At 68.9% G+C, this 23,855-nt stretch carries 23 protein-coding genes; 10 read left to right on the plus strand and 13 right to left on the minus strand.

Going from position 1 to position 23,855, the window contains the following annotated elements; translation table 11 throughout:
• Nucleotides 1–32: 32 nt before the first annotated feature.
• Complete coding sequence (locus ACFVXC_RS17640; RefSeq protein ID WP_389906267.1) at nucleotides 33–242, plus strand: DUF6243 family protein; 210 nt, start codon at nucleotides 33–35, stop codon at nucleotides 240–242.
• 370 nt (nucleotides 243–612) lie between these two features.
• Here the strand turns inward: ACFVXC_RS17640 and ACFVXC_RS17645 are convergent, their stop codons facing one another.
• The 3 genes from ACFVXC_RS17645 to ACFVXC_RS17655 form a co-directional block, all read right to left on the minus strand.
• A complete protein-coding gene (locus ACFVXC_RS17645) occupies nucleotides 613–1,830 on the minus strand; it encodes a GNAT family N-acetyltransferase (protein WP_389906269.1) in 1,218 nt (405 codons plus the stop codon).
• A gap of 641 nt (nucleotides 1,831–2,471) precedes the next feature.
• Nucleotides 2,472–3,506 carry a sulfotransferase family protein gene (locus tag ACFVXC_RS17650; RefSeq protein WP_389906271.1) on the minus strand — a complete coding sequence of 345 codons (1,035 nt, stop codon included), beginning with the start codon at nucleotides 3,504–3,506 and terminating at the stop codon, nucleotides 2,472–2,474.
• Nucleotides 3,507–3,728: 222 nt separating this feature from the next.
• Nucleotides 3,729–4,061, minus strand: coding sequence for a type II toxin-antitoxin system PemK/MazF family toxin (locus ACFVXC_RS17655; RefSeq protein WP_389906273.1), 333 nt, complete (start codon nucleotides 4,059–4,061; stop codon nucleotides 3,729–3,731).
• Nucleotides 4,062–4,150: 89 nt separating this feature from the next.
• On the opposite strand from ACFVXC_RS17655, the gene ACFVXC_RS17660 reads away from it, so the two are divergent.
• On the plus strand, nucleotides 4,151–4,342 hold the full coding sequence (locus ACFVXC_RS17660) for a hypothetical protein (RefSeq protein WP_389906275.1): 192 nt from the start codon (nucleotides 4,151–4,153) through the stop codon (nucleotides 4,340–4,342).
• On the opposite strand, the gene ACFVXC_RS17665 is transcribed toward ACFVXC_RS17660, so the two are convergent.
• The 4 genes from ACFVXC_RS17665 to ACFVXC_RS17680 form a co-directional block, all read right to left on the minus strand.
• Entirely contained in the window at nucleotides 4,339–5,910 is a 1,572-nt protein-coding gene (locus tag ACFVXC_RS17665) for a PTS ascorbate transporter subunit IIC (RefSeq protein WP_389906277.1), read from the minus strand. The genes ACFVXC_RS17660 and ACFVXC_RS17665 overlap by 4 nt on opposite strands.
• Nucleotides 5,911–5,972: 62 nt before the next feature.
• Nucleotides 5,973–6,800: a PTS sugar transporter subunit IIA gene (locus tag ACFVXC_RS17670; RefSeq protein WP_389906278.1), complete on the minus strand. Its 828-nt coding sequence runs from the start codon at nucleotides 6,798–6,800 to the stop codon at nucleotides 5,973–5,975.
• Between the two features lie 496 nt (nucleotides 6,801–7,296).
• Nucleotides 7,297–8,862, minus strand: a complete 1,566-nt coding sequence (locus tag ACFVXC_RS17675; protein WP_389906280.1) for an alkaline phosphatase D family protein — start codon at nucleotides 8,860–8,862, stop codon at nucleotides 7,297–7,299.
• Nucleotides 8,859–9,437 carry a phosphoesterase gene (locus ACFVXC_RS17680; RefSeq protein ID WP_389906281.1) on the minus strand — a complete coding sequence of 193 codons (579 nt, stop codon included), beginning with the start codon at nucleotides 9,435–9,437 and terminating at the stop codon, nucleotides 8,859–8,861. The genes ACFVXC_RS17675 and ACFVXC_RS17680 overlap by 4 nt, the downstream gene beginning before the upstream one ends.
• Before the next feature lie 315 nt (nucleotides 9,438–9,752).
• Between ACFVXC_RS17680 and ACFVXC_RS17685 the strand changes: the two genes are divergently transcribed.
• Both ACFVXC_RS17685 and ACFVXC_RS17690 read left to right on the plus strand, forming a co-directional pair.
• Complete coding sequence (locus tag ACFVXC_RS17685) at nucleotides 9,753–11,474, plus strand: chitinase (protein WP_389906282.1); 1,722 nt, start codon at nucleotides 9,753–9,755, stop codon at nucleotides 11,472–11,474.
• A gap of 285 nt (nucleotides 11,475–11,759) precedes the next feature.
• Nucleotides 11,760–13,298: an MFS transporter gene (locus ACFVXC_RS17690; RefSeq protein ID WP_389906284.1), complete on the plus strand. Its 1,539-nt coding sequence runs from the start codon at nucleotides 11,760–11,762 to the stop codon at nucleotides 13,296–13,298.
• Nucleotides 13,299–13,416: 118 nt separating this feature from the next.
• Here the strand turns inward: ACFVXC_RS17690 and ACFVXC_RS17695 are convergent, their stop codons facing one another.
• Nucleotides 13,417–14,205, minus strand: a complete 789-nt coding sequence (locus tag ACFVXC_RS17695) for a DUF4239 domain-containing protein (RefSeq protein ID WP_389906285.1) — start codon at nucleotides 14,203–14,205, stop codon at nucleotides 13,417–13,419.
• A 217-nt stretch (nucleotides 14,206–14,422) separates the two neighbouring features.
• On the opposite strand from ACFVXC_RS17695, the gene ACFVXC_RS17700 reads away from it, so the two are divergent.
• Together ACFVXC_RS17700 and ACFVXC_RS17705 are read left to right on the plus strand one after the other, a co-directional pair.
• Nucleotides 14,423–14,974, plus strand: coding sequence for an AAA family ATPase (locus tag ACFVXC_RS17700; RefSeq protein WP_389906286.1), 552 nt, complete (start codon nucleotides 14,423–14,425; stop codon nucleotides 14,972–14,974).
• A 437-nt stretch (nucleotides 14,975–15,411) separates the two neighbouring features.
• Nucleotides 15,412–15,753: a hypothetical protein gene (locus tag ACFVXC_RS17705; RefSeq protein WP_389906288.1), complete on the plus strand. Its 342-nt coding sequence runs from the start codon at nucleotides 15,412–15,414 to the stop codon at nucleotides 15,751–15,753.
• A gap of 44 nt (nucleotides 15,754–15,797) precedes the next feature.
• Here ACFVXC_RS17705 and ACFVXC_RS17710 read toward each other — a convergent pair whose 3' ends face one another.
• Entirely contained in the window at nucleotides 15,798–16,079 is a 282-nt protein-coding gene (locus ACFVXC_RS17710) for a DUF1905 domain-containing protein (protein WP_389906290.1), read from the minus strand.
• Nucleotides 16,080–16,252: 173 nt separating this feature from the next.
• On the opposite strand from ACFVXC_RS17710, the gene ACFVXC_RS17715 reads away from it, so the two are divergent.
• The 3 genes from ACFVXC_RS17715 to ACFVXC_RS17725 all read left to right on the plus strand — a co-directional run bounded on the left by ACFVXC_RS17715 (nucleotide 16,253) and on the right by ACFVXC_RS17725 (nucleotide 18,545).
• Nucleotides 16,253–16,609, plus strand: a complete 357-nt coding sequence (locus tag ACFVXC_RS17715; protein WP_389906292.1) for an ATP-binding cassette domain-containing protein — start codon at nucleotides 16,253–16,255, stop codon at nucleotides 16,607–16,609.
• Nucleotides 16,610–16,717: 108 nt separating this feature from the next.
• Nucleotides 16,718–17,662 carry an ABC transporter transmembrane domain-containing protein gene (locus ACFVXC_RS17720; RefSeq protein ID WP_389906294.1) on the plus strand — a complete coding sequence of 315 codons (945 nt, stop codon included), beginning with the start codon at nucleotides 16,718–16,720 and terminating at the stop codon, nucleotides 17,660–17,662.
• A 307-nt stretch (nucleotides 17,663–17,969) separates the two neighbouring features.
• Nucleotides 17,970–18,545, plus strand: a complete 576-nt coding sequence (locus ACFVXC_RS17725) for a hypothetical protein (protein ID WP_389906296.1) — start codon at nucleotides 17,970–17,972, stop codon at nucleotides 18,543–18,545.
• A gap of 141 nt (nucleotides 18,546–18,686) precedes the next feature.
• On the opposite strand, the gene ACFVXC_RS17730 is transcribed toward ACFVXC_RS17725, so the two are convergent.
• Entirely contained in the window at nucleotides 18,687–20,189 is a 1,503-nt protein-coding gene (locus ACFVXC_RS17730) for a SulP family inorganic anion transporter (protein ID WP_389906298.1), read from the minus strand.
• A 373-nt stretch (nucleotides 20,190–20,562) separates the two neighbouring features.
• Between ACFVXC_RS17730 and ACFVXC_RS17735 the strand changes: the two genes are divergently transcribed.
• Nucleotides 20,563–20,976, plus strand: coding sequence for a MerR family transcriptional regulator (locus ACFVXC_RS17735; protein ID WP_389906300.1), 414 nt, complete (start codon nucleotides 20,563–20,565; stop codon nucleotides 20,974–20,976).
• 128 nt (nucleotides 20,977–21,104) lie between these two features.
• On the opposite strand, the gene ACFVXC_RS17740 is transcribed toward ACFVXC_RS17735, so the two are convergent.
• The 3 genes from ACFVXC_RS17740 to ACFVXC_RS17750 all read right to left on the minus strand — a co-directional run bounded on the left by ACFVXC_RS17740 (nucleotide 21,105) and on the right by ACFVXC_RS17750 (nucleotide 23,839).
• On the minus strand, nucleotides 21,105–21,917 hold the full coding sequence (locus tag ACFVXC_RS17740) for an SAM-dependent methyltransferase (RefSeq protein WP_389906301.1): 813 nt from the start codon (nucleotides 21,915–21,917) through the stop codon (nucleotides 21,105–21,107).
• Between the two features lie 375 nt (nucleotides 21,918–22,292).
• Nucleotides 22,293–22,625, minus strand: a complete 333-nt coding sequence (locus ACFVXC_RS17745) for an HGxxPAAW family protein (RefSeq protein ID WP_389906302.1) — start codon at nucleotides 22,623–22,625, stop codon at nucleotides 22,293–22,295.
• A complete protein-coding gene (locus ACFVXC_RS17750) occupies nucleotides 22,622–23,839 on the minus strand; it encodes a GNAT family N-acetyltransferase (protein WP_389906304.1) in 1,218 nt (405 codons plus the stop codon). The genes ACFVXC_RS17745 and ACFVXC_RS17750 overlap by 4 nt, the downstream gene beginning before the upstream one ends.
• Between the last annotated feature and the right edge of the window lie 16 nt (nucleotides 23,840–23,855).

Below are 23,855 nucleotides of genomic sequence, written 5' to 3' on the forward strand. Positions count from 1 at the left end.
GTAGATCACTTCACATCAATCCGGGAGAACCCGTGAGCAAGAACATCAACAACCCCGTGGGCATGGGCGGCGGCAAGCGCAAGAAGCTGTCCCGCGCCGAACGGCAGAACAACGGTCCGCACCGCAACCTCGACCGCCAGGGTGCCGCCGACCAGAAGGCTGAGCTGGTGCGCAAGATGCGCGAGAAGACAGGCGCAGCCCAGGGCGCCGAGCAGGCGAGCGACGACACCGCACAGAGCTGACACACGCCGCCACAGCGCGGCACTGCATGGGGCAGGCCCCGGGACCGCGACGCGCGGTCCCGGGGCCTGCTTCCGTACTCCGCAGCAGTGCCTCTTTCTTCGTCAGGGTCCAGCTTCGTCAGGGTCCAGGAAATCCGGTCCGGGGTGACGGTCGGTGCGGAGGACGGTTGGGTGAGCTCGGGAAACTTCGTCGTGACACTCGGGCTACTTCGTCGTGACCAACGTGGGACCGGGCCGCTAGACCAGCCGGGAAGGCTGGCGTTGCCCGGGTCGGTGCGGCGACCGGCAGTTATCGGCCGGAGCCGCCGCGGACCCGCACGATAGGAGTGTGGCCGAGCAGGGGCCAAGTTCCCGCTCGGCGGGCGCGCGGTCAGAACCAATGCAGGCAGTGCGGGGACTGCTCGGCGCGGAAGAGGGCATCGGCGAGGGCGGTCGCGCCCGGGTGGTGGGCCCGGATGTGTCCGGCACGCACCAGCGTGCTCGGGGCGGTGCCGCCGAGGTAGACCGAGCCCAGGTCTCTCACGTCCAGAGACAGGTCGGGCTCCCGGTCCGTCGGGACACAGTCGGCCCTGTTGCCTCGGACGGTCAGCAGATAGCGGCCGTGCTCGCCGAGGAACGGGTCCTCGACGTCGAGGACGAGCTCGCCGTCCATGAACCAGCCGCGCGCGGTCAGAGCACCCGGGACGTCCAGGATCCGGACCCAGAGCCAGTCAGTGTCACCGCTCACCTCGCCGGCGCGGAAGTCCGCGAACTGCCAGCGCAGCGGGTGCTCGGGCGGGACGTGCTTGAACACGACCTGAGAGACCAGGTCGTGTCCGAGTACGAACCGGGCCAGGGCAGTGAAAACGGTGTCGTGGGTGGCGATGGTCTCGTCCACCGTCAAGGTGCCGGACTCGATCGAGTAGCTGGCGTATCCGTCAGGGACGCCGTCGGCGTCCCGGTGAACGGCGACGTAGCGCGGCGCCGGCGAGATCGGGGGCTGTCCAGCACGCAAGGCCCACCAGCGGTGCGGCCGGGACAGCGCGCCGGGCTGTGTGCGGCGATACCGGTCGTAAACCTCTTCCAGGATCTCGCCGCACTCGGCACGCCGCAGCATTTCGACCGAGCCGGTCGTCGGGGCGTCTGCCGCTTTGCGCGCCCGGGGAACGGCGAGGGCGGCTTGGTGGCGCGGCACCGTCAGCTGCGCCGTGCGGGTCGCGGGTCCGTAGCCGAACCGGCCGTAGATCCGGGCCTCGGAGGCCAGCAGCACGGAGAGGAACTCCCCGCGGGCCCGCAACTCGGCGAGCTGATGCCGCATCATCGCGCTGAGCACGCCCTGACGCCGGTGCGAGGGCAGGACACCCACGGCGGTCACTCCGGAGGCCGGGACGAGGGTCTCACCGGGCAGCGTGAGCTCGAAGGAGTACGCGGCGGCGGTGCCGACGGGGCGTCCGTCCGCCGTCAGGGCGAGCAGGCGGCGGTCCTTCTCGAGCGCCGACCACCAGAGTCCGCTGCCCTCGACCGGGGTTTCCGGGAAGCTCCCGAACGCGGCATGGACTGTGTCGACGAAGACATCAACGTCCTCGTCGGTCGTGGAACGAATCTCCATTGCCGCCGCAGCCTCCTCGAAATACCGGCACCACAACTCGTGGTGTCCGGACACCATGCACCCGCCGACCCGTGGCCAGCCCGAACGCATTACGACCGTTCACAGCGCGGCCCCGTCCCGGCCCGGGCGCGCCGACCACTGAGTCCCGGGGTTACAGCACACCGTGGGTCAGACACGACGCAGAGTCCGGGGCCGGCCGCGAAGGCGCGATGCCACGAACGGCCTGGTGCTCCAACTGCAGTGGCGACCGGCCAGGGTTCACTGTCCCGGGCCCCCGTTGCCCGACTCCGGCTCACCACTCTCGATGGCGGCCGGAAACGATCAAGACCATGGTATACGTCGGACTCGCTCCACGTGCACGGCGGATGTGGCTGCGGCCGTAGGACCAGCGCCTGGCGCAGTGGTGTACGAACGGGCAGGTACGCGCTGTGGGGCCACGGTCGAACGCCGCCTGAAAGCAGGAGAGTTCAGGGCTTCCAAGTGCGCAGCCGTCGGCTGCGACGACCACGGCCACAGCGCCGTGGGGAGCAGGCCCGGCGATCAGGGCTGGGTCCTCGGCGAGCGGGCGGCGTCGCGGCGTCCGTTGTTGTTGACTTCCCCGGCCACGGCCACCATGGACGACGGGGGCATGCCTTGGTCGTCTAGCTTGGCCTGTTCTCCAGGGCCCGGGTACCCGGAGCGCAGCTGGCACTGAGGTCCTTGAGTTCGGCGGCTGTCAGCTGCTTCCTGGCTGAGCCGCGGCGGCTGTCGTCGAGCTGGGCGATCGCACCGTCCAGCCACTGGCGCGAAGGCTCGACCCCGATGAATGCGGCGAGGCGGGCGAGCTCCTCCTGGGGAGCGTCGAGGAGATCCTCGTAGGCAAGTGTCATGCGTTGAGCGGCGGGCAGTTCGTCGAGGAACCGAGCGCCCTGGGCGACGAGTTCGGACCACAGGGCGCCGAACCGGGGCAGAGGAAAGGCACGCTCCTGTACGAGGGCGGGGTCGAAGCGCTCGTTGAGCAGGGGAGCCAGCTCCGGCGGCAGGGAGCGTACATCCTGGTCCGTCAGGTCGTCGAAGCTCTCGATGCCCGTCCGCTCCTTGATCTCGCGCATCAAGGTGATCACGCGATATCCGGGGTGACGGCTCATGGACAGGGCACAGTCGGGCCCGTCGCGGAACAGGTGCACGAACTTCGCGTGGGGGAAGGCGGCTCGCAGCCCTTGGGCCCAGCCCGTCGAGTAACCGGAGCGCTCCACGACGGCGGTGCGTCCCAACCGGGCGCCGAGCCACTCGAAGAGCGCTTCGTGGTGTTCGGCTGCGGTGCGGTCGGGCCATTCGATGACCGCCGCCTGGATTTCGTCGAGCAGCCCGTCGGGGTCGTCGGTGAGGTGGGGCAACACCATGAGAGAGAGCGCGGGGATGCCGGTGCTCTGCGCCGTGTACTGCCCCGGGCGGCGCGTGTAGAGGAACTCGGGCATCAGGAGCCCGCTGCGGATCATGTTCGCGAAGTACGGGGTGGGCCGGAAGAGGGCCTCCCAGAACTCGCCGCCGGAGACCTGGCCTTCTGGGAAGGCCGCGTCCCCTACGGAGGCCATGTATTCGTTGAGGCTGAGGACGTCGGGGTGGGTGTTGAGGATGCCGGACAGCGCGGTGGAGCCGCTGCGGCCCGTGCCGATGACGAAGGTCAGACTGCGCAAGTCGCTCTCCGATTGCCAGGGGCAGGTGTTCCGGCGCTCTGTGCACCTCAGCACACTCGCACCGATGGCACCAGGTGGCCCCAGAGGGCAGAGAGCAGAGGGCAGAGGGCGGCGGGGCCGCGGGGCGGCGGGGTGAGGCGCGTGGTCTTGACGGGCGCTGTTCGGGGGGCCTAGTACTCCAGCCGTAGATCGTAATCTCGATGGTGAGTGGCGCCTCTCCGCCTACCCGAGTTCACCGAGACGGAGGGCGTCCTCAAGCGCGCTGAGCTTCGCGGAGGACAGGACGCCCGCCCGCTCGATCAGATCGTCCTGGGACACGGTGGTCAGCCACGTGCAGGGGGTAAAGCCCGGGTGCGGGAACGCGAACCGCAGCACGCCTTCAAAGGGCAGTCCTTCCATGGCGCCTACTTGCACTTCGATGCCCAGACCGCTGATGTCGACGCCCGCAGGAGTGACGACCTGCATCGCCCGGATCCTGGACGCGTCGTCTGCCGACAGCAGTACGACCAGCCGCCGCTCGTCGAACTCGACCCACCAGACTTCACCACGTTGCACATGTCCTCCTGACTCAGGACGGCAGGCGGAGCTGCGCGACCCTGACGCGTTGTGGAGACGGGTGCGGCCACCGTTGATCATCGTGAGTTGTGTGGACTGACGAAGAGACGGTGGCCGCAGGTCACAGCATAGAACCCGCCCGTTGGCGGGACACGTTCGAGGGCCTGACGGGCCTGACGGGCCTGACGGGCCTGACGGGCCTGACGGGCCGGATCGCGGTGCGCTTCGCCCGGGTCGGGCGGCTGGGTGCCGCCATCACGCCCATCCGCGCGCCCTCTTAGTCTTCTGGCCGAGGCGGCTTCGGTGCGCCCGCCGGTGGGGCGATCTTCGCGTACTCCCGGGTCGTGTTCGGGGCCGAGGTCTCCTGGGCCTCGAGGGTCTCCCGCGCCTTTGGAGGCAGGAACTTGTCGCGCGCGGCTCCCGGGTCCCAGCCGGTGTCGACGACCTTCTTCTGCCAGGCGATGGCAGCGATGAGGATGGCGACGCCGATCAGTAGCAGGAGGACGATGCCGGCCGCCGGGCCCGCCTTCGCCGCGTTACCGATGATCAAGCCGAACCAGCCGAAGTCGGCGTCCCCGAACGTCGTGTTGGCCGAGCCGAATGAGCCGAGCACCCCGAGCAGGAACGCCGGCAGGAGGGTGATCAGGACGCCGTTGAGGAACGCGCCGACGGCGGCGCCGCGGCGGCCGCCCGTCGCGTTGCCGAAGACGCCCGCCGCGCCACCGGTGAAGAAGTGCGGGACCAGGCCAGGCAGGACAAGGGCCGTGCCGAACGCGGGGTTGAAGACCCCGGCCAGCAGCCCCAGGGTCACCAGGCCGCCGGTGAAGGAGCAGATGAAGCCGACGAGGACGGCGTTCTGCGCGTAGGGGAAGACGATGGGTGCGTCCAGGGCGGGGATGGCGCCGGGCACGACCTTCTGAGCGATTCCCTGGAAGGCGGGAACGAGTTCACCGAGGATCGTGCGCACGCCGAAGAGGATGACGGCGACGGCGATGCCGAATTGGAGGCCTTGGCCGAGTGAGGACATCAGGTAGTTGCCGATGCCGGTCGAGCCGGGGTCCCCCTTCCCCGATGAGTACGCCTGGAATGCCTGCGTCCTGCCGACCTTGGCCAGGAAGACGATGGCCATGATCATGTAGATGAGGACCATGGACAGGGCCGTCGCCACCATCGAGTCGCGCAGGAAGCGCAGACCCTCGGGGAGGTTCATCTCCTCCGTGGAGCGGCTCTTCTTGCCGATGGCCTGTCCGGTCGCGCCGGAGACGATGTAGCCGGCCGTGCCGAAGTGCCCTACGGCGACGGTGTTGTTGCCCGTGACGCGTTTGGTCCAGGGGTGGGCGAAGGCCGGCATCGCGACCAGCATGATGCCGAGCAGGACGCCACCGGCCACCACCACGACCCATGAGGTGACCCCTGCCGTGGCGAGGACCATCGTCAGCAAAGTCGCCATGAACAGCATGTGATGGCCGGTCAGAAACACGTACGAGAGCGGTGTGAAGCGCGCCAGGAGCAGACTGACGAGGAATCCGAGGATCATCAGCCACGCCACACGCGAGCCGTACTCGGCCTGGGCGATGCCGACAATGGCCTCATTGGTGGGGATGACGCCGTGCGAGCCGGTCGAGCCGGTGATCATCTTGCCGAGCGGTTCGAGCGAGGCGGTGACAAGGGTCGCGCCCGCGCCGATCAGGAGGAAGCCGAGCGTCGCCTTGATGGCGCCGCCGACGACCTGGCCGGTCGACTTCTTCAGGGCGATGAGGCCGACGGCGGTGATGATGCCGATGAGATAGGCGGGGACGGCGAGGATTTCATTGACGATGAATTTCGCGATGTCGACGAGGACGTTCATGGGGTTCCCGGGATTTCCTGGAGGTTCGGCGGGGACGGGGCGTGGGGGAGGAGGCCGGAGTCTCAGACGTCGTACAGATCGCGCAGCGCGGCGTCCACTTCCTTGGTGTTGGTGAAGTCCTCGATCACTCGCACAGGCACGCCTACGTCGCCCAGAGCTCTGGCGATCTCACGGGAGGTCAGGATGGCGACGGCCTCCGAGGCCTTGCCCTTGGCGGAGATGGTGTCGGTGGCCTCGGTGTTGATGTAGCGGGACCACTTCCACCGGTCGAGCACTTTGTCGAGCGTCGACTTGAGGAACAGGCTCGTTCCGACGCCGTTGCCGCAGACGGTGAGGATCGTGTGCGTGCCGCCGGAGCCGCCGGAGCCGCCTGCGGCCTTGGTGGCCGCGGGCTCGGCCGACTCGGCGGGCTCGGAAGGTTCGGCGGGTTCATCGGGCTCCTCGGCCCTTACGAGGATCTGCCGCACCGATTCGGGGGTCGGCGCCTGGTCGAGGGCAGCTACCGTCTCCGGGTCGGCAAGCAGCCTGGCGAGGGCGCCCATCGCCTGAGTGTGCGCGGAGGCGTCCGTCGCGGCCAGGGCGACGACTAGGCGGACCGGGTCATTCGTGTCGTGGCCGAACGGTACGGGCTCGACAAGACGCACCCAGGACATGCCGGTATGACGCACGGCGGGCGACGGCCGCGCGTGGGCGAAGGCGAAGCCGGGAGCGACCACGATGTACGGCCCGTTCTCCTCCACCGTGCGGAGCATCTCCTGGGTGTACGCGTCCGTACTGACGCCGTTCGCGACCAGCAGGTCCCCGGCGGCACGGATGGCGCCCTGCCAGTCGGGGGCGGGGGCGTCGAGGCGGATGGCCTCGACGGGGAGCAGTTCGGTGAGCTGGGGCATGAGGCAGGGATACCTCATCGAAGCGCGAAACTGATGAAGATTCAGTCTGGCTCCTGAGGTGACGTGTCGCGGCCTTCGTCACCTTCTCCTCCGTATGTGTTCCCCGTACTCCCTCCTCCGTACGGCCCCCCGTCACGGCCTCTTCCACACGACTCCCTCCCCTCCCCTCCCCTCCCCGCCCACGCCCGATGGAGGCGAAGGCGAATCGTGTGAACGCTGATGGGTCGATCGTGCCCATACGCGCCGACCAGGGGGAGTCGTCGACGGCGTGGCTCTGACCACCGAGCTGTCCCGGCCCGGCGGCGGCGCCCTGTCCGGCTTGAGCCCGGCGGTCCACGCACGCCCGGCCGGGGTGTGCGGGGAGCCCCCACTTTGCTCCCGGCACCCGAGGGGGACGCCCCTGACTGCGACCACCAAAGGGGCGTCGTCCTGCGAAGGGTTGCTACGGCACCGGGCGTGCCCCGATTTCCGGACCGGGGCACGCTGAAACCCAGTGTCAGTCCCTGCGGTACTGGGCGGGCGATCCCTTGGTGTCCTCGTCCTCGTAGGACCCGGCCGTGCCCCGGTCCACATGGAACGTCGTCAGCGTGCTGATGGGCGAGCGCGGGTCCCGGCGGTCACCGATGACCCGCATGTGCGCGCTGAACCGCTCCGGCGTCACCTCGTACACGTCGTAGCCGTACCGATTGCCCTCGAAGTACTTCAGATGCGGATTGGCCTTGCCCATCAGGGGGCCGTTGGCCGCGTTCCAGTCCGCGGAGTACGCGCCGGAGGTCACCGAGTGCGCGGTGAACTCCGTGCCCAGCAATGGCGATTCCGGCTCGTCGAAGTCGGTGCGGATGTCGTCGACGAACGCCGAGTGCCAGTCGCCGGTGATCACGACCAGGTCCTCCAGGCCGCTGTCGTGCACGTGCCCGAGGACCTCCTTGCGCTCGGCGAGGAAGCCGTCCCACTGGTCGGTGAACATGTACGAGCCGCCAGGACGGCCCCGGAGCTGGCTCAGCATGATCGAGTTGGCCCATACGTGCCAGGCGTCGGGGGCTCGGTCGACGGTCCTCCTCAGCCACGCCTTCTGGTCGGTGCCCAGGATGGTGCCGTCGGGGAGATTCTGCGCCGAGCGGTACGAGCGCAGGTCGAGGACGGCGAGCTCCAACAGGTCGCCCCAGCGCCGCACTCTGTGGATCTCCGGATCGGGCAGTGCCGACCCGCCGAACGAGTCGCGGTGCGGCATGTGTTCGAACCACGCCTGGTACGCGGCTGCACGGCGCCGCATGAACGGGGCGCCGCCGCCGGTGCCGCTGTAGTCATTGACGACCTCGTGATCGTCCCAGGTCAGGAACCACGGGTGGGCGGCGTGTGCCTCGCGCAGCGATGTGTCGCCCTTGTACAGGGCGTGTCGCTTGCGGTAGTCGGCGAGCGTGAGGATCTCCGGGCCGTCGTGGTCCCGCACGTACTTCTCGGGTACGCCGCCGACCTGGCCGTGCTCGTAGATGTAGTCGCCGAGGTGCATGACGAAGTCGACGTTCTCGCGGGCGATGCCGCGATGAGCGGCGTAGAAACCGTCGTGGAACGCCTGACAGTTGGCGGCCGCGAAGGTGACCTTGGCGACGCGGCCGAGCGGCGCCGTCTTCGTACGCCCGACGCGGCTGTTCCTTCCGAGTGCCTTGAACGCGTACCAGTAGTGCCGGCCCGGGGCGAGGCCACTCACCGGAACGTGCACGCTGTGGCCGAGCGTCGCGGACGCCGGTGCCGTGCCCCGGGCGACGACGCGGCGCAGCCGGGCGTCCTTGGCGACGACCCACTCGACCTCGACGACCTCGGGAAGTCTCTGCTCCGCGGCGAACGGTTCGGGGGCGAGTCTGGTCCACAGCACCACGGAGTGCGGCTGCGGATCACCGGAGGCGACGCCGAGCGTGAAGGGCGCGCGGTCGTACTCGGCACCCAGGTTCTCGGCGGCCTCGCGGGCCTGCGCCGGGGTGAGGCCCGGGGCGAGCGGCCAGGCGAGGCTGAGCGCGCCGACGGCCGCGGCGGACTTGAGCAGGTCACGTCGGTTGACGGTCATCGGCGGTCTCCGGTGGCGCTGAGGGTGAGGGAAAGGGCGTCCGCGTAGCCGTCGTTGGAGGTGCCGCCGCCGGTGCGCGTGAAGACGAGCAGGACCCGCGCCGAGCGGGCGGTGGGCGGCACGGCGGCCTGGGCCGTACGCTCCAGGAGACCTGTCCTGCCCTCCCGGTCGGCCGTGCTGACGGGGCCGAGGACGCTGAGGGAGACCGGGGTGCCCTTGGCGTCGCGGAACTCCACGGAGAGGCGCGCGCCGTCCTCCTGTCCGGCAAAGCCGCCGAGCCAGCCGGCCAGCGTGTAGCGGACCTTGCCCGCGTCGACGGCCCTGCGTCCGGTCGGACCGACCCTGGGCAGGTCGATGTCCTGCACCAGCGCGGTGCGCGGGCTGTCGCCGCCCGAGAAGAAGCGGCTGCCGCGGCGGGCCGGGCCCGGGTCCGACGCGGTCGGGTAGCCGCCGCCGAGACTGTAGGCGATGAGTGCCGGGGCTCCCTGGGTGACCTTCCAGCCGCGGACCTTCGAGACGGGATCGGCACTGCCGCCGGACCCGCTCTCCGCGTCGCCGTTGACGACGAGATTCACGCATGCCTCCTGTGATAGGTGAGTTGAGCGCGGTCAGCCCACCAGCCCCGCGTGAACCAGGAGAAGCGTTCCGGCGAATTCTGTTACCGCCGTACACCACTGCACAGGGCTGTACGTCCGCGGCCTCGCGGGGCCATCCCCGCATGTGTGGGGATGGCCCTCAGCGGCGCAGTGCGGTGCGGCCCTCTAGTGCTCCGTGGGCGGGTCGTTTCGCCAGAGGTCTTGACAACTCGATTGGTCTGGACCAGCTTTGCGCACAGTAGCGGTGGCCACCGGCTCTCACCTTCGTCCTTCGCTTCACCCTGGAGGCATTCCGTGGACCGTGTACGTAAGGGCAGACCCGGTGTTCGCCGGAGAATCGGCGCGGCGATCGCCGTCGGTGCGGCCGCCGTGCTCGCCGTCACCGCGCTCGCCGCGCCTGCGCAGTCGGCGGACGTCAAGGCGGCGGACGTCAACGTCGCCAAGAACGCCGGGTTCGAGTCGGACCTGAGCAACTGGACCTGCGCCGCGAACAGCGGTGCCGCCGTGACCTCCCCCGTGCACGGCGGCACGAAAGCGCTCAAGGCCACCCCGGCGGGCCAGAACAACGCCGAGTGTTCCCAGATCGTCAAGGTGAAGCCCAACTCGACGTACAAGCTCAGCAGTTGGGTCCAGGGCAGCTATGTCTACCTCGGCGCCCGCGGCACCGGCACCACGGACGTGTCGACCTGGACGCCGGGCAACTCGTCCTGGCAGCAGCTCTCCACCACCTTCACCACCGGTGCGAACACCACGTCGGTCACCGTGTACACCCATGGCTGGTACGGACAGAGCGCGTACTACGCGGACGACGTGAGCGTTCTCGGTCCCGACGGGGGCGGCGGTACCGACCCGGTGGAGATACCGGCCGTACCGACCGGCCTCGCAGCGGGGACGACCACGTCCACGTCGGTGGACCTGTCCTGGACCCCGGTGTCCACGGCCACCGGATACACCGTCTACCGCGACGGCACGAAGGTCGCCTCGGCCAGCGGTGCCTCCACCACGGTCACCGGTCTGACGCCGGAGACCACCTACAGCTTCCAGGTGAGCGCCTCGAACGCGGCGGGTGAGTCCGCGAAGTCGACGGCGGTCTCCGTACGGACCGCCAAGGGCGGCGGCGGAGACGGCGGCACCGTACCCAAGCACGCGCTGACCGGCTACTGGCAGAACTTCAACAACGGCGCGACCGTGCAGAAGCTGCGGGACGTGTCCTCGCAGTACGACATCATCGCCGTCTCCTTCGCCGACGCCACCACCACGCCGGGCCAGATCACCTTCAACCTCGACCCGGCCGTCGGCTACTCCTCCACCGCCGACTTCAAGGCGGACATCGCCGCGAAGCACGCCGCGGGCAAGTCCGTGATCCTCTCGGTCGGCGGTGAGAAGGGCACCATCTCGGTCAACAGCGACGCCTCCGCGGCGGCTTTCGCGAACAGCGCCTACGCGCTGATGCAGGAGTACGGGTTCGACGGCGTCGACATCGACCTGGAGAACGGCCTCAACCCCACCTACATGAGCAAGGCGCTGCACCAGCTCTCCGCGAAGGCGGGTTCGAAGCTGGTGCTCACGATGGCGCCGCAGACCATCGACATGCAGTCCACGTCCGGTGGGTACTTCCAGACGGCGCTGAACGTGAAGGACATCCTCACGGTCGTCAACATGCAGTACTACAACAGCGGTTCGATGCTGGGCTGTGACGGCAAGGTCTACAGCCAGGGCAGCGTGGACTTCCTGACCGCACTCGCCTGCATCCAGCTGGAGGGCGGCCTCGACCCGTCGCAGGTCGGCATCGGCGTCCCGGCGTCGACACGCGGCGCGGGCAGCGGTTACGTGGCCCCGTCGGTCGTGAACAACGCCCTCGACTGCCTGACCCGGGGCACCGGCTGCGGCTCCTTCAAGCCGTCGAAGACGTACCCGAGTCTGCGGGGCGCCATGACGTGGTCCACAAACTGGGACGCGACGGCGGGTAACGCCTGGTCGAACGCCGTCGGCCCCAAGGTGCACAGCCTTCCGTAGCGGATGAACGACATGGCGGGGCGGGCGGACCAACCACGGTCCGTCCCGTCCCGCCCGGGACCTTGACGAGGTGCGGTGGCGCGGCCGAGTCCTTCGCTTGAGTGGCTCGGCCGACCAGTTGGATAGGGGCCTGCTGAGGCGGTGACGCCAGGTGGTCGACCGCATGCTGATGGTGATGCCGTCCATGATGCAGACGACGGTGACCATTATGCGGACGTGTGTACGGACGTTTTCCGGCCGGTGCGACGATTCGCCGGTACGTCCGCACCACCCCGGAAGGCGCTCGTGAGCTCCACCTCCCCCTTGTCCGGCAGCACGACCAGCACGACCCCGGCGACGACGCCCAGCACGGTACTGATCCGCTCCGCGGCGGACGTCTCCGATCTGGTCAACTCGGGCACGGCCCGCGGCAGTCACGCCAAAATGATCGTGGTCATCGCGCTCGGCGGCATCTTCCTCGACGCCTACGACCTCAGTTCCCTCGCCTACGGGCTTCCCGACATCACCAAACAGTTCGGCCTCAGCTCCGCCATGGCCGGCACGGTCACCGCCTCGATCAGCGTGGGATCACTCGTCGGCGCTCTCGTCGGCGGCTGGCTGGTGGACAGGATCGGCCGCTACCGGGTCTTCATGGCGAACATGCTCTTCTTCGTCGTGACCGCGCTGGTGTGCGCGCTGGCGCAGGACGCGTGGACGCTGATCGCCGCGCGCTTCGTGATGGGCATCGGCGTGGGCATGGACATCCCCGTCGCGATCGCGTTCCTCGCCGAATTCTCCCGGCTGCGCGGCAAGGGCAGCAAGGGCTCACGCACGGCTGCCTGGTCGCCGGCCTGGTACAGCGCGACCAGCGGCTGCTACCTGGTGATCATGCTGCTGTACTTTGTCCTGCCGGACGCCCAGCTGGGCTGGCTGTGGCGCTTCACCGTCGGCTTCGGAGCTGTACCCGCGCTGCTGGTCCTGCTGCTGCGCCGGCGCTACATGAACGAGTCCCCGACCTGGGCCGCCGACCAGGGCGACCTGGAAGGCGCGGCGAAGATCCTTCGCCAGTCGTACGATGTGGACGCACGCGTCGCCGACGATGTGCCCGCGCAGCCGCCCCGCCCGCCCCGGCCCGGCCTCGGCGCCTACGCACGGCTCTTCACCCCTCCGTACCGCACGCGCACGATCCAGTCGGTGTCGGTCGGTCTGGCGGAGACCTTCGGGTACAACGCGGTCGCGTTCGGGCTGCCGATCATCATCGCCACACTGATGACCCAGGGCCCGCTGACCACGATTGCCTCCTCCTTTGCCCTGAACCTCCTCTTCGCCCTGACCGGCGGACTGCTCGGCATCCGCTGGGCATCGACCCGTGGCGCCTGGCCGATGATGACGCTGGGCTTCGCCATCCAGTTCGTCGCCATCACCGTGCTCGCCCTCATCGGGGAGCCGAGCGGGACCGCTGTGGTGACGGCAGGGATCCTGATGCTCGGCGCGTTCATGTTCGCCCAGGGTTTCGGCCCCGGCGCGCACATCATGAGCTACGCCTCGCTGGGCTTCCCCACCTCGATGCGCGGCGTCAGCATCGGCTTCAACCAGGCGGTGCTGCGCCTCGGTTCGACGCTGACCCTGTTCTTCTTCCCCATCCTCAGCAGCGGCCTGGGCACCCACGTCTACTGGGTCATCCTCGCCGCCCAGGTACTCGGTCTGATCGCACTCCTGGTGAAGCGCTGGGAACCGGTCGGCTTCGACGCGGACGCGGAGGAACGCACCCGGCCGCAGGCCGCGGCATCCGGCGGACTCGTGTCCGCCGCACATGGCCCGGGCTGCCAAGCCGACCGGAGCTGACTGCCCTGTCCTGGCTCCTGAGCCGATGCACCCCTTCCTGAAGGCCCGTTGCCAGACGCGGAGTTCGGGGAGGGTGCCGGCGGCACACGGCTTCGTAGAGCCATCTTGGCCAGGGAGGTCATCGCCAGAACTGCGCGAGCACGCCCTCCTTGAAGGGAGCGGGCGAAACGGCGAGGTCGCCCGCGAACGGATGGTCCAGCGTCAAGCACAGCAGCAGACTCACGCCGATCAGCGCGGCGACCGACACGACGAACATCAAATTCGCGCGCAGGCTCCTGATGCCGTAGAGCAAGGTCAGGGGGAGCATGACGAGCGCGCCGCCGTAGACCAGGATGTTGAGGAGCGACGGCAGGGACTGCTGGGCGTCGGAGAGCCGAGTTCGGCGTGCGCCCGCGATCTCACCCAGCGTCGAGACGGACTGCTCGTAGTAGGTCTTCTCGGCCTCGGTCCGCGGCTCGTAGTCCTGGAACACCTTGTACAGCGCGGTCACTTCGCGGTTGGTGACGTTGGGGTCGGGCTGTCCGTCGCGCATCAGCGGCCATTGCTCGTCGACGACGACACGCACGTACGCCCCGACGGCGTTCGTCACCCGGCGCTCCTGCCCGCTCGGGAACGCGGGGGCATCACGCAGTACCTCGGCGGTCTGGCTGGCCTCGAGCGCGACGTTGGTCTCCGCCTCGTTGAGGCCCTCCCACTCGGCCACGACGACGAAGGCCAGGATGATGCCGTAGATCGCGGCGTACATGCCGAGCACGACGCCGATCATCTCGTTGTGCGTGCCGTTCGCATGGTGGGGAAATCTGCGCCGCAGCACCAGCAGGCCGACGACGGCAGCCAGTACGGCGCCGCCACCGAGCAGCCCGGCAAGCGCGAGAGTGCGGAAATTGTTGAGCAGCCAGATACCCACGGCTTCATAACGTCGATCCCTCGTCCGGGTTACTCCCTGGCCGCGGCGAGGCGCAACGCGGGCTGGCTCCGCCCGGCGGCGGGTTTCGGCCGCACCCAGCGGTCTTTCGGGCCTGGTCCGGCACTGGAGATTTGTCCCCGCCCAGACCGCGCGGCATGCTGATCCGACATGCCGGACCCGTTGCGCGGGTAAGGCAACGGTGGCGAGGAGGACCGCGTTGATCGTCTGGGTGAACGGTGCGTTCGGCAGCGGGAAGAGCACGCTGGTGGACGAGTTGCGTTCGCGCTGGCCCGAGGCGCTGATCTGTGACCCGGAGGTGGTGGGCTATGTGCTGCGGGAGATCGTGGAGGTGCCGACCGGCGACTTCCAGGATATTCGGCTGTGGCGACGGCAGGTCGCCGACCTGGCGGTCGGACTGGTCGAGGAGTACCGCCGCCCCGTCCTGGTCCCCATGACCTTGGTCAACCCGGGTTATGCCGGTGAGATCTTCGGCGCGTTGGAGGATGCGGGCATCGGCGTCCACCACTTCTTCCTCAAGGTCTCCCGAGAGATCCTGGAACAGAGGATCGATGGCCGCAGCTTCACCCCGGACAATCCGGAGCAGGACGAGAAAGTTCGGCGCTGGTGCAAGGACAGGATCGCGCTGTGTACGGCGGCGGCCGACACCCTGCCCGGCGGCACGGTGTTCCTGGACGGCGAGCTGACCCCGCAGGAGTTGGCCGGCCAGGTGCTGGACCGGGTGCGAGCCGGCGGCCGATCCGGAGTGTGACCGCGGTGGTGGCGGCTGGTGGTGGGGCAGGGAGGGCGAAGGCCCGACGTGACTGCCGCGGCTCCGACGCAGAGCGGGACGGCGGTCGCCCCGCTGGCACTCCGGCCGATGAGGCCCCGGATCCGTTCCAGGTGTCGACGGCAACGAGGCCGACCAGCACGGCGAGACGAGCGACGGAGAAAGGACGCCTCTCTGCGCTGACGCGAGGACAGCGGTGTCCTGACTGCACGAATCCCGACGCCCACGCATCCGCCGGGAACGACGCGACGATATGCGCGCAGTGTCTCTGGGCCTGGCTTTCCCTCGTGCCGTCTCAGACTTCCCGCGGCGCCGACCGGGTGACAGCAGAGCAGCGCGGCTGCGGAATGCCGCAGCTCGATCATTCAGGCCGCCAGACTACCCAGGCCCATCGTCACCACGGATTCCGGAGCCCTGTCATGCCTCAGCCCTCCATCGAACCGACTGAAGCGGATGCCTTCCTGGCCGTATGCGGACACACACATCTTTTCCCGGGTGCCCGCTGTCGCATCCAGGGGCTCCCCGATCCCCAAGCCTTCGCAACAGAGCCGTGGCCGATCGAACTGGAACTGCGCCTTTCCGATGATGTGGTCACCCAGGCGGAGCTTGTGACCGCGAAGTCGACGGGCCCCGTACTCACCGTCCTGAGCTACACCACGGGTGCCGGCACCGTCATCGACGACCGCACCTGGCTGATCCGGGAGCTCATCCGGACGGGAGACGAAGTCGAGCTGACGGCCGGTGGCCACCTCGCGGCCTGAGCACCGCATCCGCCGAACCACTTCTCCCTCGTCTGTTTCCGGAATCAGGCATCCAGCCGCTCCTCCAGCCGCTCCTCCAGGCGAATGGTCACGGTGTCCCCTTCCCTCTTGCCGATCGCTTTGCGCACGTCCGCCTTCACAGGCAGCTTGTGTGTGCCGTCTCCCAGGGCCATGAACGAACTCTGGAAGGGATGACCGTCGATCGTGCCCCGGACCTTCACCAAGCCGTGGGTGCCGAAGAACTCGGCCGACTCAGGCCACACCACGTAGGTCCAGCCGCCCTTGTTCGGGCTCTTCTGCAAGGTCGCGGTGAACTGCTTGTCCATCAGGGATGCCGCCTGTTCACGAGATTTCGATGAGAAAGAGATCGTTGCCGTCCGGGTGACGCGGCGCGAACATCGGCGGCACCGCGGACCTCATTCGCAGCTGAGTTCGCCGACGTACAAGCCGGTTGTTTTCTGCTGGTCGGTACGGGCATGCCGACCTGGCTACTTGCGTGATGCGCGTGGTCTTGCTCATCGAGGCACTGCCGCAGGGCTACGACACACTGCTCGGCGAGCACGGCGCGGGCCTGTCCGCGGGCCAGCGCCAACGCATCGCGATCGCCCGCGCCTTCCTCAAGGACGCCACCGTGCTGCTGCTCGACGAGCCGACCGCGCACCTGGACCCTGAAAGTGAGGCCGCCGTCACACGCGCCATGAAGCGCCTCATGCACGGCCGCACCGCGATCGTGGTGGCCCACCGCACGAGTCTGCTTCCGCACGTGGACCGGATCGTCACGGTGCGTTCCGGTCGCGTCGATGACCCCTCGGGTGCGCCCCAACTGGTATCCGCGGAAGGACCATTGACTCCATGACCAGGTACGCGGCGGCCGAAAGCCGCAGAGGCTCCCGCCCGGCGGCCGCACCCCCCCGCTCGGCCGCCGAGCGGGTCCCGTCCCACCCTGCGCCTCGCCCGCCACCTCGTGCCGTACTGGCGCAGGCTCCTGCCCGCCGCACTCGCCGCGGCCGGCAGCGAGCTGGCCGCCGCCGCGCTCATGGCCACCGCGGCCTGGCTGATCACGCGGGCCGCTCAGCACCCGCCGATCGTCTCGGTGAGCCTGGCGACCGTCGCCGTCCGCGCCCTGGCGCTGAGCCGCGGAGCCCTGCGCTACGGCGATCGCCTCCTTGGTCACGACGGTGTCCTGCGGGCCGTCGCGGGATTCCGCACCCGGGTGTACGAGGCACTGGTGCCGCTAGCGCCCGCGGGCACGCCCGCCTTTCGCAGCGGAGACCTGCTGGCCCGCCTCGTCGACGACGTCGATGCCGCCCAGGACCTGCTGCTGCGGGTCCTGCTGCCGACCGCCGCAGCCGGCACGGTCGTCGCCGCCGCCGTCACGACGGCCACCATGCTGCTGCCCCAGGCAGGCCTCCTGCTCGCGCTGCCACTCGCCGTGGCCGCCCTGCTCGTCCCGGCCGCGGTACTCGCCGTCTCCCGGCACACCGGCCGGGCGCAGGCGGCGGCACGGGCCGAACTCGCCGCACACGTCCTGGACCTGACCCGGGGAGCGGCCGACCTCGCCGCCTACGGTGCCCGGGGCCGCGCCGCCGGGCGCGCCCGGCACGCGGCGGCCCGCATCGCCCGCATCGAGCGGCGCCGCGCCCGGACCACCTCGCTGGCCGGCGCCGTGCTCCTGCTGCTCCAGGGCACGGCCCTGGCCGCCGTCACCTGGAGCGCGCTGCGCGCCCACGCCGACGGCCGTCTGTCCGCCGTGCACCTCACGGTTCTCGCGGTCCTCGCGGACATCCTCGACGCCACCCGGGGGCGGACCACGCTCCTGGTCACACACGAACGCTCAGGCCTGGCCGCGGCCGACCAGGTCGTCACCCTCGATCGCGGCCGTATCCGTGCCGTACGACGGAGCACATGATCCAGGCCAGGTGGCGGGGCTCTTGGTGTCGAGGCTGCGGAGTCTCATCACAGGCGGCATCGTCGAGTACGTCGCGCCGACTGGTCGTGGGGGAGGTGCACGGACCGCACGCGTGGTGACGCCAGTGGGGCTTCCCGCCGGTGTCGCGATCACCACGCGGACGATGGTGTCCCTGCGACGACCGGGATCTGTTCCGGGTCCGCAGCCTTGTCGTCGAGCTGAGAAGGCGTGGGGACCGCGTGCTGGTGGTGGGAGGGCGGATGGCCCCGTCGTGAGCCTGCCGTCACCGTGCCCTACGGTTGCCCGCGTGACGTCATCGCCCTCGCTGCTCGGCCTGCTCCGCGGCGACCTGAAGGCCGCGGAACTCGCCGAGTGGCCCTTTGACTTCGACACAGGCGTCGCACGCTATGGGCCGATCACCCACGTGGAACCGGTGCACCTCGCCTCGGGCGAGCCGCTGGAGGCGATCGCCAAGGACGGCGGAGGCGGCACGTACTTCCTGTGCGGGGCCGGCGACGGCGAGGACCGGCCCGTGCTGTTCGCTGACTCCGAGGGCTCTGCCGGGATCGTCGGTGTCAACCTCCGTGACGCGCTGCTGCTGTTGGCCGTGCTGCCCTGCGCGGATCGGGCACTGAGCCTTGAGGACCAGGGGTGTGCCGTGGACGAGGCGATGCTGCTGGCGCTGCGGGAGGAGGAAGACGAGGAGCTCGGTGAGGCGGCCGACATGGAGGACCTGCCCGAGCGCCGGGCCGAGTTCCTCGACCGTCTCGGGCTGACCCCGCCGCCACTCACCGAGCTGCTGGACCGAGCGCGCGTGGCCGCCGCCCTTGAGCCCTCATACGTCCTCCTCAACGAACACGAAGACGCGTACCAACAGGATTGACCTGCAGGGGGGCAGGTACGGCGGTGCTCCATCAGAACTGCCGTGGTGAGGTTGCTCCGCTGACGGCTCGGTGGACCATCCTCAAGGCAGCGTCCTCACGCGTTCACCGCCGACGTCAACGCGTCAAGTGCGGAGCCGGGGTCAGTGGCTGGTGAGTTCGCCGGTGAGCTTGCCGTGGAGGTCGGCGCTGGGGGCGTTCAGGCCGATGATCTCGACCGTCTTGCCGCGTTGGGCGTACTTGGTCTCGATGGCGTCCAGCGTGGCCACCGAGGAGGCGTCCCAGACGTGCGCGGCGGACAGGTCGATGACGACCTTCTCCGGGTCGCCTGCGTAGTTGAACTGGCCGACGAGATCGTTGGAGGAGGCGAAGAACAGCTCGCCGGTGACCGAGTACACCACGGTGCTGCCGTCCAGGTCGGTGATGGCGGTGACTTCTGTGAGGTGGGCGACGCGCTTGGCGAAGATGACCATCGCGGTGATCGAGCCGATGACGACGCCGATGGCGAGGTTGGACGTGGCGACGACACAGGCCACGGTGGTGAACATGACGGTGATCTCACCGGCTGGCATCCGCTTGAGGGTGCTGGGAGCGATGGAGTGCCAGTCGAAGGTCGCGAACGACACCATCACCATCACCGCCACGAGGGCCGCCATCGGGATGTCGGAGACGACCGAGCCGAAGACGATGCACAGCACCATCAGGAACGCGCCTGCCAGAAACGTCGACAGGCGGGTACGGGCACCGGAGACCTTCACGTTGATCATCGTCTGTCCGATCATGGCGCAGCCGCCCATGCCACCGAGGAAGCCGGTGACTATGTTGGCGATGCCCTGGCCGATCGACTCGCGGGTCTTGGAGGAGCGGGTGTCGGTGATGTCGTCGACCAGCTTGGCGGTCATCAGCGACTCCATCAGGCCGACCAGCGCCATCGCGAGCGCGTACGGAGCGATGGTGGTCAGAGTGTCCAAAGCGAACGGCACGTCCGGCAGGCCCGGCACCGGCAAGGAGGACGGCAGGTCGCCCTTGTCGCCGACGGTCGGCACCGCGATTCCGGCGGCCACGGTGATGACGGTCAGAATGACGATGGAGACGAGCGGGGCCGGGACCACTTTGGTGATCCTCGGGAAGAACATCATGAGCGCGAGGCCACCGACGATCAGCGGGTAGACAGGCCAGGGCACGTCGTGCATCTCCGGCACCTGGGCCATGAAGATCAGGACCGCGAGAGAGTTGACGAAGCCCACCATCACCGAGCGCGGCACGAAACGCATCAGCTTCGCGACACCGAGCGCCCCAAGGATGATCTGGAAGACGCCGGCCAGGATCACGGCCGCGACCAGATACCCGAAGCCGTGCTCACGGTTCAGAGGTGCGATCACCAGCGCGACCGCACCGGTCGCGGCGGAGATCATCGCCCGTCGTCCGCCGACGATCGAGATGGTCACGGCCATCGTGAAAGAGGCGAACAGGCCGATCGCGGGATCGACCCCGGCAATGATCGAGAACGAGATCGCCTCGGGGATCAGCGCGAGGGCGACGACCAAGCCGGCCAACACCTCAGTGCGCCAGACCTTCGGGTTGTTCAGCCAGTCAGGACGCAGGCCGCGTAGCCGCGCGCCGGGAGAGACAGTCGTAGAAGACAAGCGAGGGGAACCTGTCGTGCTCGGGCGCACCCAGTTCCGGGCAGGACGTGGGTGCGCGGTAGGACGCGGAGGGGCCGCGGGAGGCAGGCCGGAGGCCGAGAGAGAGGACGGAGCGGACCTGCGCGGCCAGACTCACTTCCAGGGGCGAAGCGTCAGGGCGGGCAGGCGGCGGCGATGGGCAGCATGGGATCGCGCACGCTCTCTCCTGTAAGAATCGGATCTTCGCCGGGGCGGCGACGGCTCCGGTATGGCAATAGAGGGGCAGCGCGGGCAATCCCGTCGACATCGCGAACTCTACCCTAACGTTAGAGTAGGGATAGGCGGGTCGCGTGGGAGGCGGCCCGCTGCGACAAGAAGGGCCAGGAGCACACGCGTGGACGACAGGCACATGCAGATCGGCGAAGTCGCCGCGCGGACCGAGCTGTCCCTGCGCACGATTCGGCACTACGAGGAGACCGGCCTCGTCGCACCCTCGGCTCGATCCCAGGGCGGATTCCGCCTTTACACCGAGACTGACGTGCAGCGGCTCATGGTCGTCCGCCGCATGAAGCCGCTCGGCTTCACTCTCGACCAGATGCGCGACCTGCTGGACGCGACCGACCGCCTCGACGCGGACGGCGGCCTCGACGCCGACGAGCGCGAGACACTGCTGGCCCGGCTGCGCGAGTACGAGCAGGTCGCTGCCGAGCAGGTCGACAGGCTCCGGATCCAGCTGTCCCGCGCCGAGGACTTCGCCGCCACCTTGGGCGCCCGTCTGGAGCAGAACGTCTCCGCGGCCCGCCCCTGAACCCGTGGCGTCACAGTTGAGACCGCGCGTCCATAGGCGCTCCGGTGGCCTCGGCTGCCCGCGGTGAGTCACCACAAGTCGAAGACCTGTGCGCGCGGACGTTCTACGACGGCGGGTTCCCGCATCCGTCAGGTTTTCAACGCAACCGCGCCGAACTGCGGAAGTTCGGCGAGGGAGTTGGACTCAACGCGCCATTGCGCACACGAAACGAGGCCGGGGGCGACCAAGTCCAGGCCGTCGAAGAAGGAGTTGATCTCCGCGCGGCTGCGGGCAGTGATCGGCGGGGTGGCGTTCTCGTTCCAGAACTTCATGGCCTCGACATTGCCCTCGCCACCGAGATCGGTATCGGTAGTGGGGTGTGTCAGCGCGAGATAGCTGCCGGAGGGGACCGCGGCCATGATTCGGTGCACGATGTCCTGTGCCTCGCCCGTGTCGAGAACGAAGTTGAGGATGCCCAGCATCATGACCGCGACGGGCTGGTCCAGGTCGAGGGTCGCCGATGCGCCCTCCACGACACCATCCGGGTCGTGAATGTCGGCGTCGATGTAGTCGGTGGCTCCCTGAGGCGTACCGGTCAGCAGGCTGCGGGCGTGGACAAGCACGATGGGGTCGTTGTCGACATAGACGATCCGGGACTCGGGTGCGATCCGCTGGGCGATCTCGTGGGTGTTGTCCACGGTCGGCAGTCCGGTGCCGATGTCCAGGAACTGTCGCACGCCGCAGTCGGCGGTCAGGAATCGGACCGTGCGCCCGAGGAACTGGCGGTCGGCGCGGGCCACGTCCCGGATCACTGGGAACATCGTGACGACCTGGTCACCGACTTGCTTGTCGATCTCGTAGTTGTCTTTCCCGCCGATCCAGTAATTCCACACCCGAGCGTTGTGCGCGACTCCGGTGTTCAGCCTGCCCGACACGTCTGACGGACGCTGGCTCTCACTCACGTCTTCCCCTTTTCTCGCTCACCCACGAGGTGTTCTGGGTGGGCAGCCGCCGCGGCGACAACGGATCGTCGTGCCAGTGTGATGCACGTAGGTCACGGCGTCCGCGGATTCGGCGTTCCCGGGCCCGAGCCGACGGACTGAGCGATCTTGATGATCCGTGATGTGGCTTGGGCGGGCGTCCTTTCGGGAGGGGCTGATGCTGATGAGGCTGCTACGGGTGGAGCTGGCACCGGCTCAAGTCGCCGGGCTGTGGCGGTGGTTGAGGGTCATGTGGATGCCGATCCTGGCCACCGGGTGACACTCCTGAGGAGCAGCACGACGGCCAGCACCCTTGAGCGCGCCGCGCCGACCCGCCGGGTACCTGAGTCGATCAGGTCAAACAGACTGCCGATCGCGGGAGTGGCCATGGCGCACCTGCCTGCCGCGCCCGGCCAGTCGGCAGGCGAGGCACTTGTCATGTCCGTCGTGTGCGCTCCTGTCCCGTGTCCTGACGGCGCGCTGGTCATGAGGGCGCACCCCTGGCGGCTTGCCCCAGCCCGCCAGGTGCAGGCTCCACGTCAGCAGAACCGACGCCACCAGGGCGGCCAGCCCCAGCCAGAGTCCAGGGCGCCAGCCGATGATTCCCGCGCCGATGGCCAGTGCTCCGGCCGTGGCGACCAGCGCTCCGGCCCATCCCGCGATGGTGTGCCCGTCGTCGTGCGCGCTCACTGTCCGCTCCCTTGAGGGGTGTCGGCCAAGGCTGTCGCCCCAACCTGCTCCGCGCCCTGAACTGCCTGAGCGTCATTGCGCCCGGCGGCGAGGTCACTTGTCCCTGTGCCGCCTTGGGCTGAGGTGGCGCACTGCGGGTCGGCGGCACTCTTGACGAGGGTGATGGTTTCGTCGTTTTCGGTGGACCGGAGCGGGCGATACCCCGCGCTCTCGTAGAAGGTGATGTTGCGGTGGCTGCGGGAGCCGGTGGACAGCATGATGCGACTGCATTCCGGCGCGGTGGCGCGCTCGGCGATGTGCAGGAGCCAGCGGGCCAGGCCTTGACGGCGCAGATCGGGTGCCACACCGAGGCGGCCTATGTGCCAGTCGGTGCCGATGCGGCGTGCTCGAACCAGTGCGAGTAGCCGACCGTCACGCCACAGGCCGGTGGTGTGCCACTCCGTCAGCCATGCGCGGACCTGGTCGGGTGATTCGTGCAGGGCCGGCACGGTCAGGGTGTTGTTGGCGAGCGCCTCATCCACCCAACAGCAGCGTTGCAGCACGGTGACCTCGGGTGCGTCCTGCGGGAGCAGCCGTCGTGCGTAGGACCCGGGCAGCGGTCCGGGCGTCGCTCCGGCTCGGGCCGCTTCGCGTATCGGCCGCAGCGCGTGAGCGACTCGGATGAGTTCGTCCAGCACGCCGATGGCTGCGGTGTCCCGGGCTGGATCCGGGATCACCTTGCCGTGTTCCGTGGCGTCGGTGATGCGCATCGCGACTGTGGCGCCCAGTGGCACCAGGCGCAGGGTGGTCGCTACCTGTTTGGCGTGTTGGACGGCTCGGGTGCCGGCCGAGGTGTTGCCGTAGCTGACGAAACCGACCGGCTTCCACGCCCATTCGCTGCCGAGGTAGTCCAGGGCGTTCTTCAAGGTCGCCGGCATTCCGTAGTTGTACTCCGGTGTGACGACGATGAAGCCGTCCGCCGCACTCACCATCGCGCTCCACTGCCGGGTGTGCTCGTGCTGGTAGATGCCGGAGGACGGGTGTTCCTCCTCGTCGAGGAACGGAAGCGCGAGGTCGCTCAGGCGGACGGTCACGAGTTCGGCCCGCAGCTGCGTTGCCCGGGAGGTGAGCGCTTGGGTGAGCCATGTCCCGATCGCCGGCCCCAGGGCGCCGGGGCGCGTGCTGCACACCAGGACAAGGATCCGCGTCGGTGGCGAAGACGATGTCGTTGACATGGAAATGAACGTAACT

Source organism: Streptomyces sp. NPDC058257, from assembly GCF_042881845.1.
Lineage (GTDB): Bacteria > Actinomycetota > Actinomycetes > Streptomycetales > Streptomycetaceae > Streptomyces.

What these genes read in the sequence shown, in the direction of transcription:
- ACFVXC_RS17715 (WP_389906292.1), top strand. Translation starts at nt 16,253, where the DNA reads ATGCGCGTGGTCTTGCTCATCGAGGCACTGCCGCAGGGCTACGACACA.
- ACFVXC_RS17670 (WP_389906278.1), bottom strand. Translation starts at nt 6,800, where the DNA reads ATGCCCCAGCTCACCGAACTGCTCCCCGTCGAGGCCATCCGCCTCGAC.
- ACFVXC_RS17665 (WP_389906277.1), bottom strand. Translation starts at nt 5,910, where the DNA reads ATGAACGTCCTCGTCGACATCGCGAAATTCATCGTCAATGAAATCCTC.
- ACFVXC_RS17750 (WP_389906304.1), bottom strand. Translation starts at nt 23,839, where the DNA reads ATGTCAACGACATCGTCTTCGCCACCGACGCGGATCCTTGTCCTGGTG.
- ACFVXC_RS17705 (WP_389906288.1), top strand. Translation starts at nt 15,412, where the DNA reads ATGCCTCAGCCCTCCATCGAACCGACTGAAGCGGATGCCTTCCTGGCC.
- ACFVXC_RS17710 (WP_389906290.1), bottom strand. Translation starts at nt 16,079, where the DNA reads ATGGACAAGCAGTTCACCGCGACCTTGCAGAAGAGCCCGAACAAGGGC.
- ACFVXC_RS17645 (WP_389906269.1), bottom strand. Translation starts at nt 1,830, where the DNA reads ATGGAGATTCGTTCCACGACCGACGAGGACGTTGATGTCTTCGTCGAC.
- ACFVXC_RS17675 (WP_389906280.1), bottom strand. Translation starts at nt 8,862, where the DNA reads ATGACCGTCAACCGACGTGACCTGCTCAAGTCCGCCGCGGCCGTCGGC.